Source organism: Seonamhaeicola sp. MEBiC01930, assembly GCF_045277075.1.
Classification (GTDB): domain Bacteria; phylum Bacteroidota; class Bacteroidia; order Flavobacteriales; family Flavobacteriaceae; genus Seonamhaeicola.
On the sequence record NZ_CP104270.1, the window covers coordinates 3,354,265 to 3,370,658 of the forward strand.

Annotated in this window: 13 protein-coding genes; 8 read left to right on the forward strand and 5 right to left on the reverse strand. The window is 29.6% G+C overall.

What is annotated here, in order from left to right; translation table 11 throughout:
• Nucleotide 1 precedes the first annotated feature (1 nt).
• Nucleotides 2–595, forward strand: a complete 594-nt coding sequence (locus N1F78_RS14415; RefSeq protein WP_406683872.1) for a sugar transferase — start codon at nucleotides 2–4, stop codon at nucleotides 593–595.
• A gap of 7 nt (nucleotides 596–602) precedes the next feature.
• On the opposite strand, the gene N1F78_RS14420 is transcribed toward N1F78_RS14415, so the two are convergent.
• Nucleotides 603–1,781, reverse strand: coding sequence for a proline dehydrogenase family protein (locus N1F78_RS14420; RefSeq protein WP_406683873.1), 1,179 nt, complete (start codon nucleotides 1,779–1,781; stop codon nucleotides 603–605).
• A gap of 96 nt (nucleotides 1,782–1,877) precedes the next feature.
• On the opposite strand from N1F78_RS14420, the gene aroB reads away from it, so the two are divergent.
• Together aroB and N1F78_RS14430 are read left to right on the forward strand one after the other, a co-directional pair.
• Complete coding sequence (aroB, locus tag N1F78_RS14425; protein ID WP_406683874.1) at nucleotides 1,878–2,945, forward strand: 3-dehydroquinate synthase; 1,068 nt, start codon at nucleotides 1,878–1,880, stop codon at nucleotides 2,943–2,945.
• 14 nt (nucleotides 2,946–2,959) lie between these two features.
• Complete coding sequence (locus N1F78_RS14430) at nucleotides 2,960–3,709, forward strand: tyrosine-protein phosphatase (RefSeq protein WP_406683875.1); 750 nt, start codon at nucleotides 2,960–2,962, stop codon at nucleotides 3,707–3,709.
• Here N1F78_RS14430 and N1F78_RS14435 read toward each other — a convergent pair.
• From N1F78_RS14435 to N1F78_RS14450, 4 genes are read right to left on the reverse strand one after another with little or no spacing between them, the layout of a single operon-like run.
• Entirely contained in the window at nucleotides 3,706–6,081 is a 2,376-nt protein-coding gene (locus N1F78_RS14435; protein WP_406683876.1) for a GumC family protein, read from the reverse strand. The two genes, N1F78_RS14430 and N1F78_RS14435, sit on opposite strands and share 4 nt — an antisense overlap.
• Nucleotides 6,082–6,092: 11 nt before the next feature.
• The gene (locus N1F78_RS14440; protein ID WP_406683877.1) at nucleotides 6,093–6,860 is read right to left on the reverse strand and encodes a polysaccharide biosynthesis/export family protein; all 768 of its coding nucleotides are present in this window, start codon (nucleotides 6,858–6,860) and stop codon (nucleotides 6,093–6,095) included.
• A 44-nt stretch (nucleotides 6,861–6,904) separates the two neighbouring features.
• Nucleotides 6,905–8,857: a polysaccharide biosynthesis protein gene (locus N1F78_RS14445; RefSeq protein ID WP_406683878.1), complete on the reverse strand. Its 1,953-nt coding sequence runs from the start codon at nucleotides 8,855–8,857 to the stop codon at nucleotides 6,905–6,907.
• Nucleotides 8,854–9,984 carry a DegT/DnrJ/EryC1/StrS family aminotransferase gene (locus tag N1F78_RS14450; RefSeq protein ID WP_406683879.1) on the reverse strand — a complete coding sequence of 377 codons (1,131 nt, stop codon included), beginning with the start codon at nucleotides 9,982–9,984 and terminating at the stop codon, nucleotides 8,854–8,856. Before N1F78_RS14450 ends, N1F78_RS14445 begins: the two co-directional genes overlap by 4 nt.
• Before the next feature lie 582 nt (nucleotides 9,985–10,566).
• On the opposite strand from N1F78_RS14450, the gene N1F78_RS14455 reads away from it, so the two are divergent.
• From N1F78_RS14455 to N1F78_RS14475, 5 genes are all read left to right on the forward strand, one after another.
• Nucleotides 10,567–11,553 (forward strand): SDR family oxidoreductase, encoded by a 987-nt coding sequence (locus N1F78_RS14455; RefSeq protein WP_406683880.1) that lies wholly within the window; start codon nucleotides 10,567–10,569, stop codon nucleotides 11,551–11,553.
• Between the two features lie 205 nt (nucleotides 11,554–11,758).
• Entirely contained in the window at nucleotides 11,759–13,039 is a 1,281-nt protein-coding gene (locus N1F78_RS14460; protein ID WP_406683881.1) for a nucleotide sugar dehydrogenase, read from the forward strand.
• Nucleotides 13,040–13,068: 29 nt separating this feature from the next.
• The gene (locus N1F78_RS14465) at nucleotides 13,069–14,568 is read left to right on the forward strand and encodes a lipopolysaccharide biosynthesis protein (protein ID WP_406683882.1); all 1,500 of its coding nucleotides are present in this window, start codon (nucleotides 13,069–13,071) and stop codon (nucleotides 14,566–14,568) included.
• Between the two features lies 1 nt (nucleotide 14,569).
• The gene (locus N1F78_RS14470; protein WP_406683883.1) at nucleotides 14,570–15,205 is read left to right on the forward strand and encodes a CatB-related O-acetyltransferase; all 636 of its coding nucleotides are present in this window, start codon (nucleotides 14,570–14,572) and stop codon (nucleotides 15,203–15,205) included.
• Nucleotides 15,206–15,228: 23 nt separating this feature from the next.
• Nucleotides 15,229–16,383: a glycosyltransferase gene (locus tag N1F78_RS14475; RefSeq protein WP_406683884.1), complete on the forward strand. Its 1,155-nt coding sequence runs from the start codon at nucleotides 15,229–15,231 to the stop codon at nucleotides 16,381–16,383.
• Nucleotides 16,384–16,394 lie beyond the last annotated feature (11 nt).

Below are 16,394 nucleotides of genomic sequence, written 5' to 3' on the forward strand. Positions count from 1 at the left end.
AATGCTTAAAAGAGGGTTTGATATTGTTTTTTCTCTTATTGGCTTAATTGTCTTATTTCCTCTTCTTTTATTAATTTCAATTATAATTAAGCTAGACTCTAAAGGGCCTATTTTATTTATTCAGGGAAGAGTTGGCAAAAATAATATAGATTTCAACATTTATAAATTCAGAACAATGGGTATGAAGTCTGAAAAAAAAGGACTTTTAACACTTGGAAATGATGACTCAAGAATTACTGGGGTTGGTTATTTTTTAAGACGCTATAAAATTGATGAATTCCCTCAATTATTGAATATTTTAAAAGGTGATATGAGTTTTGTTGGTCCAAGACCGGAATTACGATATTATGTTAATTTTTACTCTAAAGATGACATGAGAATTTTTTGTGTTAGACCAGGTATTACAGGACTTGCATCGTTAAAATACAGAAATGAAGTTGAACTTTTGAAAGCTGCAGATAACCCTGAAGACTTATTTATTAATACTATAATACCTGATAAATTAAAGTACAATAAATTGTATATTGAAAAGCGAAACTTCTTTTTTGATTTAAAGTTAATCTTTCAAACAATTATAAAAGTTGCTTTTAAATAAATATTAATTACAAAGTTCTCCTGCGTTTCTTTTCAATATTTAGCAATTTTAGTTCACGCCCTGTTTGTCCAGCAACTGAAGTATTCTCCTCTGCTCTTCTTATTAAATAAGGCATAACGTCTTTAACAGGACCAAAAGGAATGTACTTTGCAACATTATAGCCCAAATTTGCTAAATTAAAACTTATGTGATCACTCATACCATAAAGCTGACCAAACCATATTCTGGAATCATTATTTTCAAGTCCATTTTGTTTCATTAAATCCAGAAGTAAATAAGTGCTTTCCTCATTATGGGTACCCGAAAAAAGAGAAATACATTCCAAATTATCTATGATATAATTTAAGCCTTTATCAAAATTTTCATCTGTAGCCAATTTATTTTTACAAATAGGCGATTCATAATTTTGTTCTTTAGCCCTGTTATGCTCTTTTTCCATATATGCGCCTCTAACAAGCTTATAACCTAAAAAATACCCTTCCTTATTAGCTTTTTCATGTTCATTCTTCAAAAAATCTAACCTATCATGCCTATACATCTGTAACGTATTAAAAACTATGGCCTTTTGGGTATTATACTTTTTCATCATTTTGGTAGCTAACCAATCTGCGGCATTTTGCATCCAACTTTCTTCTGCATCAATTAAAACTGCAATATCATTTTCTTTGGCTTTACTACAAATGATGTTGTACCTTTCAACTACATCATTCCATTCCTTTTCCTCATTTTCACTTAGTGCTTTTCCATTTCCAACTTTTTCATATAAATAAATTCTTCCCAAACCAGTTGGTTTAAATACGGCTATAGGAATAGGATCAAGGTTTTTTGCAAAATCAATAATTTTAAGAACCTTTTCAACTGCATTATCAAATTCACTTTCATTTTCCTTTCCTTCTACGGAATAATCAAGAACAGAACTAACACCTTTACTGTACATTTTATCAATAACATGTAAACAATCTTCTTCATTAACACCACCACAAAAATGATCAAATACTGTAGAGCGAATTAAACCTTCAATTGGTAAATTGGCTTTTAAAGCAAAATTGGTTGTTGCTGTTCCTATTCTTACTAAAGGTTCAATTGAAATCATTTTAAATAAAAAATAGGCTCTTTCTAGCTCCGAATCATTTTTTAAAGAAAAAGCTATTTCGGTATTATCAAAAATCTGTTGTTTTTTTTGCATTATCTATAAAATATATTACAAATATAATTAACCATTAGTTATCATTTTTTATAAAATCTCCTTAATTTCACACCCTTAAAAAAAGTTATTTGTTTTATGGATTCTATCACATATAAAGACTGTACAATTCATTTTAATGACAATTGCTATTTAGCTATAAACAAACATCTTAAAGAGAATAATTTCTCTAAAATCTTCATTTTAGTTGATGAAAATACGCATGAGAAATGTTTACCTTTTTTCTTAGAAAAATTAGAAGCTAATGCCGTTATTGAAATAATTGAAATAGAATCTGGAGAAATAAACAAAACCATTGATACTTGTGTTGGCGTTTGGAATACACTTTCTGAACTTGATGCCGATAGAAAAAGTTTAATAATTAATATTGGTGGTGGCGTAATTACTGATTTAGGTGGATTTGTTGCATGTACCTTTAAAAGAGGTATTTCTTATGTAAATGTACCAACAACACTACTTTCAATGGTTGATGCCTCAGTTGGAGGGAAAACTGGTGTAGATTTAGGGCACTTAAAAAACCAAATAGGAGTTATTAGTGACCCCGATTTGGTCCTGATAGACCCCTGTTTTTTAAATACTCTACCCTCAAACCAAATGCGTTCTGGTTTAGCTGAGATGCTAAAACATGGATTAATTAATGATGAAAATTATTGGAATAAATTTCAAGATTTATCAGCACTGAGTTTAGCAGATTTGGATGAATTAATCTATCAATCAGTTATAATCAAGAAAAATGTGGTTGACCAAGACCCTTTTGAGGATGGACTTAGAAAAACTTTGAACTTTGGTCACACACTTGGCCACGCTATAGAGTCTTATTTTTTAAGTACCCCGAATAAACAAACCTTACTACATGGTGAAGCAATAATTATTGGAATGATTTTGGCTTGCTATATATCTTCTGAATTGATCGGATTCCCAAAAAAATTAACAAATAAAATTAAAAAACTGTTTAAAAATTATTACGGAGAAGTTGTTATTGATAAAAAAGAGTATAAAGCTATTATGGACCTTCTGAAATACGATAAAAAGAATAATCATGGTAATATAAACTTTGTATTGCTAGAATCAATAGGTAGTTGTAAAATTGATTGTAAAGTTGAGGATAATATTATCATTGATTCGTTTGACTATTATACTAAATAACAGGTAACTTCTAAATGTTTTATTTTTTTTCAAAAAAACTATATGTAAGAGATTTACTTGAAGGATTTGTAGATATTCATAGCCATATTCTTCCAGGAATTGATGATGGTTCAAAAAGCGTTGATGAATCTATTCATCTAATAAGAAAGCTTACTGAATTAGGTGTTAGTGAATTCATTCCAACACCACATATTATGCAAGACTTTTATCCCAATACAGATGAAAGTATTGGCAATTCTTATCAAATACTATTGGATGGCTTATGTGAAACTTCTTGGCTATCAGAAATAACAATTAATCCGGCAGCCGAATATATGCTAGATGATAATTTTGAGAAGCTTCTTAAAAACCAAGATTTATATACACTGAAGAAAAATTATGTTTTAGTTGAAATGTCATACTATCAAGCACCAATAAATCTAGAAGATATTATTTTTGATATTAAGTCAAAAGGATATATACCGGTTTTGGCACATCCAGAGCGCTATTCATTCTACCATAATAATTTACACTATTATAAAAGATTAAAACAGTTAGGATGTCTTTTCCAATTAAATTTACTTTCATTAAGTGAACATTACGGTAAACAGGTTGAAAAGGTAGGAAAGTATTTAATAGAAGAAAATCTTATTGATTTTGTTGGAACAGATACTCATAATAAAAAGCACATTTCTAAACTTTCAAAATTATCTGTTAACAATAAAATATTTGAACCTCTTAAAACTATAGTAGATTCAACCAATACAGTTTTTTCTGTCACCTAAGACCTATTAAACATACCTCCAAAAAGACCTTTCTTTTTTTGGTCGCCATAATAACCATACTTGGCCCCATATCCAAAGTTTGATTGCTTCACATCATTAACAATTAACATCATTCCATTAAGTTTCTCTTCTGCATATAGCTCCTTAGGAAAATTAAGAATGCTCTTCTCTGTGTATCCAGCCCTTGTAACATACATAGTATGACCTGCATATTGGCTAATTAACAATGTATCCGTTACTAACATAGATGGAGCTGTATCTACAACAACATAATCATACTGTTCTGAAGCTGAATCGAACAACTCTTTAATTCTGCCACTCATTAATAATTCTGCCGGATTTGGAGGAACCTTACCTGATAACATAATATCAACAGAAATATCATTTATAGAATAAGAGTTTATTGTTTCACCTAATATTACTGAATTATCAACTAGGTATTCAGTTAAGCCTAGATTAGACTCATTTATATTAGTTTTATTTTTAATGGCAGAATATATTTGTGGGTTTCTTATATCAGCACCAATTAATAATACCCTTTTTCCTGAATTAGCAAATGTCAATGCTGTATTCAAACTAACAAATGACTTTCCTTCACTACTAATAGTAGAAGTAACAAATAGAACGTTATCATATTTATTCACATTTCTACCTCTCCTAACATAATCAAAATTAGTTCTAATTATTCTAAAAGATTCAGACATTATAGACCTATCATTCCGTTTTATTAAACCATTTTCTTTTTTACCAAAATTTGGTATCTCACCTAAAATTGTAATATTATTAATTTCTTCTTGTAAATCTTCTTTATTATGAATTTTGGTGTCAAATAAGTCTTTTACATAAATAAACCCAAAAGGCACAAATAAGCCAATAAAAAGAGCTCCTAAATAAGCAACCATTGGTGTTGGAGAAATGTAGCTACCTAAACTATATGCTTTTTCTACAACTTTAATACTTGGAGAAATGGATGAAATGGATATTGTAGCTTCTTCCCTTTTCTCTAAAAGAAAAATATATAGTGCTTCTTTAATTGATTGTGTTCTTTCAATTGAGCGCAAAGTTCTTTGCTGATCTGGTGCTGAATATAATTTTGAATTAATTCTTCTTGAAGATGTTTTTAAAGCACCAAGTTGAATATTTAATGTTTGCTTAGTGTTATTTATGCTCTGTCTTAAACTATTTCTAATCTGCCCTAATGTATTATCTAGTTCTAAAACAACGGCATTATTTTCTCCAGCACTTTTCAAATAATTTGCTCTTTGAGCCAATAATTCATTATACCTACTCGCTAAACCAGTAATAGCTATATCTCCTCCCCCTAAATTAGAAGGAATACTTTCAAATGGATTATCCCCCAAAGATTCGTTCATATAATCAAGCATACTAATTTGGGTTGTAACCTCTTGAAGTGATTGTTCATTTTGAACACTAGAGCTAAATGCTTGACTTGCTGAAGAAGAAATATCAGCAATTCTATTCCTAGATTTAAATCCAACAATACTATCATCAACGTTTTCTAAATCAGATGAAATAGATTTAACACGTTCATTTATAAAATTTGCAGTATTGATTGCTTGCTTTCTTTTTTTATCTATTGTTGAAAAATTATACTCCTTAATTAGAGAATTAACAATGTCAATAGCCTTTCTCTCATCTGGGTCATCCATTGTTATATTTATAACCTTCGAAGATTCACGTGAAGGGTAAATATTTAAATTACGCTTTAAATAATTTGTCATATTATCTAAAGAAGAAATTTTTACCTTAATTGGTTGATTGATATAACCCTTAATTCTTTCTTCTGAAGGTGTTATAATAACCCCACCAAAATTGGTGTCAATTTTTTCTCCAAAAGATATTTTCTTCGGAAGATCATCTTCATTAACCCAAAATTTAAACTCTGTTGTAGAAATTGGCTCAATAAAACAACTATAATTTGTTTTACCAATTACAGAATCTGATTCAATAAAATTCACCTTTAAAGGTGTGTTTTTATATATTTCATATTCATTTATCCTCCCTTGAGAAAAAAATTGGATATTTAATTTAAGCTCTTTAACAATGTTAATCAAAAAACCTCTTGATTCTATTACTTGAATTTCATCTTCTATTTCCGCTTCCTGATTTCCTGAAAAAATCGTTAAATCCTTAATTGCTGTTTTACCTGATTCATTTTGAGAATCATCTAATATCATTATTTTGGCTTTCGCTGTATATTTTGGTATGGTAGATCTTAAAACAAAATATGCAGCACCTAAACAAATGATTGCACTTAAGGCAAACCACTTCCATTGTTTAAGATACAATGACAAAGCCTTTTTAAAATTGAACCCTTTCAGTCCCGAAGATTTTTGATCTAAATTTTCCATTTATAAACTTATTACCTTGTGAAAATTAGAGCTAAACTTACTGCTATACTTGCTAAAGATGAAATTAACCCTATCCTAGAATCTCCGGAAGCAGCACTAATAGCTCCCCTATTAGGGTGAACATACACAATGTCATTCTGAGTTAAATAATAGACTGGTGAATTGAAAACTTCTTTACTTGTTAAATCAATACGAGTATAAGTTTTAGTGCCATTAAAATCTCTAATCACTGTAACATTCTTTCGTTTACCATTAATTTGTAAATCACCTGCCATAGCAATAGCTTGCAAAATAGAAATTCTTTCACTTGATATTGGATATACACCAGCATTACCTACCCAACCTAATATAGTTACAGTATAATTCTTAATTCTAATAATTACAACAGGGTCTTTTAGCAAACCACCTTCTTCAAACTTACTTTTTAATAATTGTTTTGCTTCTTCTACTGTTAAACCAATAAGTTTAACCTTACCAAGAACAGGGTAATCAATATTTCCATCAGAATCAATTAAGTAATCAATTAATTGACCTCCACCATCTACTCCTGTACCGTCTACCAAATTATAAGGTTTAGTCACGTCAGGATTAATTGTAGAAACATATATACTAAGTATATCTCCAATTTTTAATTTAGCTCTAAAAGAATCTGTATCAACAATAGTTTCAAAATCCTTTGCGTCTTGAAAATAAACTATATCTTTTTTAGTGTAACAAGAAGTTAAGATGAAAAAAAACAACAAAAGTAGGCAATGCTTTATAACAAAAGACTTTTTCATAATTTAAATATTTGGGGGAAATTAGTAAAATATAATTTTAATCACTAAAGATTACTATAAGTTTTATTAGTATTTTCATCACTAATACCTTTTACCTTTTTGTAAATTTGAACTCTTTTATCAAAGCGCTCATAATCAGAATTATTTGATTTGTATTCAGGAATAAGCTGTTTCATTTTTAGTACAATATTATTACTTTGAAAACGATTAGTTATACAAAGCTCTTCAATATCAGCCTTAATTTTTTGCGTATTTAACTCCCTAGTTTTACTGATTAATATTTTTTTATGATATGTAGACAAGGTGTTTTCTCCATTTGCTAACAACTCTTCATAAAGTTTTTCACCAGGTCTTAATCCTGTTATTTTTATATCAATATCCTCAGGGAAGCGTAATCCAGAAAGCTTAATCATATTTTTGGCTAAATCATAAATCTTTACAGATTCTCCCATGTCGAAAATAAATATCTCTCCACCTTTACCCATAGTTCCCGCTTCCAAAACTAATTGAGAAGCTTCCGGAATAGTCATAAAATATCTCGTTATATCTTTATGTGTTAACGTTAATGGCCCACCTTGTTCTATCTGCTTTTTGAAAAGAGGAATAACTGAACCATTAGATCCTAAAACATTTCCAAACCTTGTGGTAATAAATTTAGTTTTACTTTCTTTTTGAAGACAGCTAATGTACATTTCCGCCATACGCTTAGTTGCCCCCATTACACTTGTTGGGTTAACTGCTTTATCTGTTGAAACAAAAACAAACTTTTTAACATTATATCTAGAAGCTGTATCTGCCAAAAGCTTTGTTCCATTAACATTTATTTTTATGGCCTCATATGGCGATTTCTCCATTAAAGGCACATGCTTATATGCAGCAGCATGAAATACCATGGTTGGTTTATGATATTGAAAAATAGTGTCTATTCTCAGACCATCTCTAATATCAGCTACAATGGCTGTAAAATTATGCTTACCAGCACGCTTTAAATCCTGTTGAACATCATATAAAGCCGACTCAGCTTGATCCACAAGTATTAAATGCTTTACATCAAAATTTGATAATTGATTAACAAGTTCGCTGCCAATTGATCCAGCTGCGCCAGTAACAATAATAGTTTCACCTTTAAATTCATTAACAAGATTAGGGTTATCAATTTCAATTGGAGGTCTACCGAGAAGATCTTCAATTTGTACTTGTTTAATTTGACTTGTATTTAACTCTCCATCAATCCATTTTTCAATTGGCGGCACCTTTTTAACCTGAACATTTAAATCCATTAAACTATCAACAAGTTTGATAAGCCTTTTAGGTTCAATTGTTTGTGAAGCAACAATTATTTCATCAATATCATTTTTATTAATGAACCTTTCTGTAATTTCCTTTGAATTTAGTATACTTATTCCATTAATTAATTTTCCTCTTTTCTTTACATTGTCATCTATGAAATTTATAACATTAAAATTTTTATTAGTTCCATTGAGTATTGCATTATAGGTGATAATACCTGAATCACCTGCGCCATAAATTAAAATGTTTTTAGAAGTTTTAAATTTACATTTCAAATGGTTATAAGATAACTTAAATACAAGTCTACTTCCTGCAAGTGCTACAAAACTTAAAACGGAATGCATCACAATAATAGATAAAGGTATAGTGAAATTTGAAACTAAATTAGTTGTTCGATTTAATAATACACCAACCGCACAAATAGAGGCAATTAAAAGAACCGCCTTAAATACATTTACTACATCTGTAAAACCTGTATGTCTTATTACACTTTTATAAGAACCTACTATTAAAAAACTAAGAATAGTAACAATAGATAAAAATGGTAATTGAACCAAAAATTGCTTAGTGTCAAAATTTAAAGTGAAATTGAATCTGATTAAGTAAGTAGCAAAAAGTGTTATTAAAACAACAGATAAATCAATGAAAAACACAAGCCATTTAGAGGCATATCTTTGCGACAAATTAAAAAAGTAGTTTCTTATCATAGGTATGGGGATTTTAATATTATATTTAGAATTCTATCTAAATCTTGTTGAGTAAGGTTTGAGCCACTAGGTAAACAAAGTCCTTTATCAAATAGGCTTTCGGACACACCATTAGTAAAATGTATACAATCCTTAAAAACTGGTTGCGTATGCATTGGTTTCCACAGTGGTCTTGATTCAATATCTTCTTTTAATAAAGCTAAACGAATCTGTTCACGCATTTCAAATGAATCTGTAACTATACAAGTTAACCATCTATTAGAGAAATAACCATCTGGCTCATTTAAAAAACTAATTGAATTATATTTTGACAGGTTAGATCTATAAAAGTCATAATTCTTTCTTCTAGATTCAACTCTCTTATCTAACACTTCCATTTGACCTCTACCAATACCTGCTAAAACATTACTCATTCTATAATTATATCCTACAGTAGAATGTTGATAATGAGGTGCATTATCTCTAGCCTGAGTAGATAGAAATACTGCTTTATCTTTTAAATCTTTATTATTAACTATTATAGCTCCACCTCCAGATGTTGTTATTATTTTATTACCATTAAATGATAAAATAGCCATATTTGATAATGTGCCACATGGTTGGTTTCGGTAATAACTTCCAAAAGCCTCTGCACTATCTTCTATTACAGGAATTTCATATTTATTAGCAATAGCATTTATTTCATCTGCTTTATATGGCATTCCATATAAGTGAACTGCTATTATTGCTTTTGGTTTTTTGTGTTTTTCAATTCTATCCTTAATTGCGATTTCGAGTAACTCAGGAGAAATGTTCCAAGTATCTCGTTCACTATCTACAAAAACAGGAGTTGCTCCTTGATAAATGATAGGGTTTGCAGATGCAGAAAATGTAAAACTTTGACATAATACTTCGTCCCCCTTTGAAACATTTAACAGCTCAAGAGCTATATGAATAGCAGAGGTGCCAGAGCTTAAGGCAGCAATATGCTTATCATTTCCTAAATAGTTTTTGATATCATCCTCAAAGCCATTAACATTAGGTCCTAATGGTGCAATCCAATTAGTGTCAAAAGCCTCATTAATAAACTTTTGCTCTGTGCCTCCCATGTGTGGTGATGATAAATATATTTTTGTTTTAGTTAACATTTGTAGGTTAAATTAATTATGTGGATATGTATTCCTATAATGAGTAACTCATTTATAAATTTCTTTTTTTTAAAAATTAGTATGGATTTTCCATTCTTTATCATAAAACAAAATCTATTTATTATTAGCTTAATGTGTATTTGACAAATATTAAACGAAATTAAATAAAGAATGGATTAATTAAGAGGGACACTTTAAAACGTTTAAAACTTTCAATACAATTAAATCAACTTGCTATTAATCAATTCAATTTTGTATTTCTTACATGGCAAATTTAATAATTGTTTTATTGTAAAAATGAGAGTTTAAGGTTATTTCGCCAAAAGAGTTATAATATTCGGCTAAATACAAATTTATATTTCTTTTAAAGAAAAAGTATGCCGATTGTCGATTTTTAACTTATTAGTAAGGCATATTTATAAAAAAATGACCTCATATTTAAAAAATCAAAGATTAATTTACGTTCATCGATATTTTTTGCATTCCGATTAATTTTATCGATAAAAAAAGATATTAACGCAGTTAATTATAATTCATATTTATTTTTTTTTAATATTTGCCTTAACTAACCCAAATCTTAAAATGATAGAACATATACAAAACAAAACAATTCTAGTAACCGGTGGTGCCGGTTTTATTGGCTCTAATTTATGTGAGTTTCTTTTAAAAAAAAATATAAAAGTTGTTTGTTTAGATAATTTCTCTACTGGAAAAAGGAAAAACATTGAACCTTTTTTACAAGAAAAACATTTTAAACTTATTGAGGGGGATATCCGGAATTTGGATGATTGTAATAAAGCCTGTAAAAATGTTGATTATGTTTTACATCAAGCAGCATTAGGATCAGTACCAAGATCTATTAAAGACCCTATTACAACTAATGATGTAAATGTCTCTGGTTTCTTAAATATGCTTGTTGCTGCGAGAGATGCTCAAGTTAGTCGCTTTGTTTACGCTGCTAGCTCTTCAACCTATGGAGACCACGAAGCTTTACCTAAAGTCGAAGAGGTAATAGGTAATCCGCTATCTCCCTATGCCATTACTAAATATGTAAATGAACTTTATGCCGATATTTTCAAAAAAACCTATGGACTAGACACTATAGGTTTAAGATATTTTAATGTTTTTGGAAAGCGTCAAGACCCTGACGGAGCTTATGCAGCGGTTATACCTCTTTTTGTGAAACAATTTATTAACCATGAATCTCCCATTATAAATGGAGATGGAAGTTATTCTAGAGATTTTACATATATAGATAATGTGGTTCAAATGAATTTATTAGCAATAACAACTAATAATAATGCTGCATTAAATACCGTATATAACGTGGCTTACGGAGATAGAACAACTCTATTAGAGCTGACAACATTGTTAAAAGAGCACCTTTCAAACTTTGATGATTCGATTAAAAATGTTGAAATTAAACATCGCGAAAACAGGGTTGGTGATATTCCTCATTCATTAGCATCTGTTGATAAAGCAAAAAAACTATTAAACTACAATCCTAAATTCAATATTAATGACGGTATTAAAGAAGCCGTTAAATGGTACTGGAATAACTTACAATAAATTCAACAATAATTTGGGTGCTAGAATTTTAATTTTACATTACCCCGCACAATTAATCGACAAAACGCTTGTTTTTATCGATTAATTACATAAATTTGCTTAACCTAATTTAAAACCTAGGTTTTTACAATTGTGGAAATAAATTAAAATTTAATGCAGATTGCATTTCTGTTTAGTAGAACAATAAGTTAAATTATAAGATATAATGAATAAAGATAAAATTGCAATAATAGGTCTTGGCTATGTTGGATTACCGCTCGCAAGACTTTTTGCTACCCAATATAATGTTGTAGGTTTTGACATTAATGAAAGTAGAGTTAATGAATTAATGAATGGTATTGATTCCACTCTAGAGGTTGATGAAAGTCAATTAAAATCAGTTTTAACAAAGGAATTAGATCAAAATAACGGATTATTTTGCTCAGCGGACATTAAAGAAATTAAAGACTGTAATTATTATATAATAACAGTTCCAACGCCAATCGATAAAAATAATAGACCTGACTTAACTCCTCTATATAAATCAAGTGAAACAGTTGGTAAAGTATTAAAAAAAGGAGATATTGTCATTTATGAATCCACCGTATACCCTGGTGTAACAGAGGAAGAGTGCATTCCTGTGGTAGAAAAAGTTAGTGGTCTAAAATTTAATACAGATTTTTATGCGGGATATTCACCTGAAAGAATTAATCCGGGTGATAAATTACATACCGTAGATAAAATTCTTAAAGTCACTGCTGGCTCTACACCTGAAATTGGAAAAAAAGTAGATGCACTTTACGCTAGCGTGATTACGGCTGGTACTCATCTTGCACCAACAATAAAAGTCGCTGAGGCTGCAAAAGTTATTGAAAATTCACAACGTGACATAAACATTGCATTTGTTAATGAACTTGCTAAAATATTTAATCGATTAGATATTGATACACATGATGTCTTAAAAGCAGCTGGTACTAAATGGAACTTTTTACCCTTTAAACCGGGACTTGTTGGAGGTCATTGTATTGGTGTTGATCCTTATTACTTGGCCCAAAAAGCTCAAGAAGTTGGGTATCACCCTGAAATAATTCTTGCAGGAAGACGTGTTAATGATGGAATGGGACAATATGTAGCCTCTGAAATCATTAAACTGATGCTCCATAATGATTTAAAAATAAAGAGAAGTAAAATATTAGCTTTAGGAATTACTTTTAAGGAAAACTGTCCTGATGTAAGAAATACTAAAGCAGTTGATGTTATTGAAGAGCTAATGGATTATGGTGCTAATGTTACAGTGTATGACCCTTGGGCTAATCCAGAAGAAGTTAAACATGAATACAATTTAGAAACTGTAAAAACCTTACCAAAAGGAACTTATGATGCCATTGTTTTAACTGTTGCCCACAAAGAATTTTTACAGGAAGATTTAAAATCATTATTGAAGCCTAATGGTATTTTATATGACGTAAAAGGCGTCTTAAATGACCGTGTAGACGGTAGATTATAAAATTATACAACTACTAAACCCAAATCAATTTGAGCCAAATAAAAAAAGGAGCGTTATTAAATTATGTAACCATATTTTTAACGAATGCTGTTGGTTTGTTCATAACTCCATTCATATTACACCATATAGGTAAATCTGAATATGGAATTTGGACAGCTATAGGAGCACTGGTTGGTAGTATTTCTATTTTGGACTTAGGACTTAATAATACTGTGGTCAGGTTTGTGGCAAAATATAAAGCAGAAAAAGACCGTAAGGCAGAAGAGAATTTTCTAGCTACCACTATGATTATTTATATGGTTATTTCAACAATTATTGTTGTTTTAGGATTTCTTTTTTATGACTATATAGATTCTTACTTCACAAAAATGAATGCCGATGAAATTAAAATAGCTAAAACAATTTTTATTCTATTAATTTTTAATTTAGCCATTGGTTTACCTGGAGGAAGTTTTAACGGTATTTGTTACGCTTATGAAGAATTTGTTTTCCCTAAGTCCGTTAATATTATACGATATATCATAAGAACAATTACAGTTGTAGCTGTGCTAACAATGGGCGGTAAAGCCATAGCACTGGTACTTGTTGATACAGTTTATAATTTATTATTTTTACTAATAGAAATTTATTATGTCTTTTTTAAACTTAAAGTTCGCTTTAAACTGCATGAGTTTAATTTAAGGTATTTAAAGCAAATTTTTGGGTATTCTGTATGGATTTTTGTTTATGGTATAGTTGCTCAATTTCAATGGCAAGCCGGACATATAGTTTTAGGTAATATTTCTTACCCAGAAGTTCTAACAATATATGCCATTGGATTAACCTTAGGTAGTTATTATGGAGCATTTTCATCTGCTATTACTGGGGTATTTCTACCTCGCGCCACCCAAATGACAGTTAACAATGCAACTCCAAAAGAATTAACGGATATGATGATTAAAATTGGGCGAGTATCTCTAATAGTATTAATTTATATTTTCGGGGGCTTTATCCTATATGGGAATCAATTCATTAATTTGTGGCTTGGTGACTCCTTCTACGACTCATATGTCATAGCCTTAACAATTATGGCCGCTTACACAATCCCTTTGGTACAAGGCTTTACTGGCCCCTTAATTGAAGCAAAGAATAAAGTGGCATTTAAATCTATTATTTATTTAATTTTTTTAGCAATAGGGACTTTATTGGGTTATTTCATGGCTCTAAAATATAGTGCTATTGGAATGATTTCAGGAACCGTTATTGGTTGGGTAATTGCTCAAAACATAATGAATGTGTTTTATCATAAAATTTTAGGATTAAACATTTTCAGATTTTTTAAAGAACTATTCCGTAAAACATTAGTTTCTTTTCTTATAATTATGATTATTGGATATTTTATCAATTTTATACCGGGCTCAGGTTGGATTAATTTTATTTTAAAAGGTTCTAGTTATAGTATTGTTTTTGCATTTATCATGTATAAATTCGGTATGATTATCTTTGAAAAACAATTGTTTTCAAAAGTTTTTATGAAAATCAAAAGATAAAATGAAAATAAAATTCAGAAATTTTCTTTGGAGAATTCTAGGAGTTAGTTACAAGCAAACTCTGAAAGTACATGATTATGTGTTTTTAAAAAATGATGAATACACAACTATTGGCACTGGAACTTACCATAATGGAGCTCTTGTATGGAGATGGACAGATTCCAAACTAACTATTGGGAAGTATTGCAGTATTGCAAACAACGTAAGGTTTATTGTTGATGAAGGATTCCATACAGCATCACCTATTACCAATTTCCCTCTAGTAAACAGTTTTTTTAAAAATGAATTATTGTCCTCAACAAAAGGAATTGCCAATTCTATAATAACTAAGGTAAAACAAAAAGAAGGTATTACCATTGGTAATGATGTATGGATTGGTATGGGCACCTATATAATGCCAGGAGTAAATATTGGTAACGGAGTAACAATTGGAGCTAATTCAGTAGTAACCAAAGATGTTCCAGATTATTCCGTGGTTGTTGGTGCTCCAGCAAAAGTAATTAAATTAAAACATTCAGTTACCCAAATAAAACAATTAAATCAAATTGCATGGTGGAATTGGCAAAAACCAGTTATTAAAGATAGAATACATGATTTTTATAAAAGCACCCAAGAATTTATTGAAAAATATAAGTAATTAACCTTCTCAAGTCCTTTAAATTGAAAAACATAGCATTTGTTATAGAATCCTTACATTGTGGAGGCGCAGAAAAGAGCCTGGTAACACTATTGCAAAACTTTGATTTTAAAACTTATAATGTTGATTTATTTCTTGCTGTTTCTAATGGAGATTTCCAAAAATTTGTTCCTGAAAAGGTTATTATTAAGCAAATTTCAAAAAACAAGATTTCTATACTTCAAAAATTAAAACAACGACTAAAATTTTATTCACTTAGAATATTAAACCGCTTAAGTAAAAAATATCATTCTGCTCAACTTTTTTGGAAAACAAAAAGTACTGGCATAAAAAAAATAAATAAGAATTATGATATTGCTATAGCGTACAACCAAGGATTTGCTACATACTTTGTTTCTGAAAAAATTGTTGCGAAGAAAAAATTCTCATGGCTCAATACAGATTATATTAAGGCAGGTTACAATATAAAATATGATTTTCAATTCTATAGTAATTTTGATAAAGTTGTTTGCGTCTCAAAAGAAAACGAAAAATCATTACAACAAGCATTAAGTTCTATTAAACAGAAACTATCAACAGTTGTAATAAAAGACATAACAGATACTACTTCTGTTATTAATAAAAGTACGCAATCAATATCTGAATTTGATAATACTCAAAGTAAAAATATACTAACAGTTGGAAGACTAGCTCAAGCTAAAGGCCTAAATTTAGCCATAGATGCTTGTTCTATATTGCTAAAATCAAATTACAACATAAAATGGTATGTTATAGGAGAAGGGCCTGAAAGAAAAAATTTAGAACAACTAATACATAATAAAAACTTACAGAACCACTTTATACTATTAGGCTATAAAGAAAACCCATACCCCTTTATTAAATCTTGCGATATTTACGCTCAAACCTCATTGTTTGAAGGATTAGGATTAACTGTTATTGAAGCTGCTATTTTGCAAAAACCTATTATTACAACAAATTTTCCAACGGCATCAACAATAATTGAACATAAAAAAACTGGACTAATTTGTGAAATGAATGCAAAAGCTATAGCTTCTAGCATAGAAACATATTTAAAAAATCCAGATCTAATGAACAAAGTTTCAGATAACTTGTCTAAACAAAAAAACAACGATAAAGAACTATCTCTATCTAAAATTAATGAGTTACTTAATATTTAAACTTCTTTTTT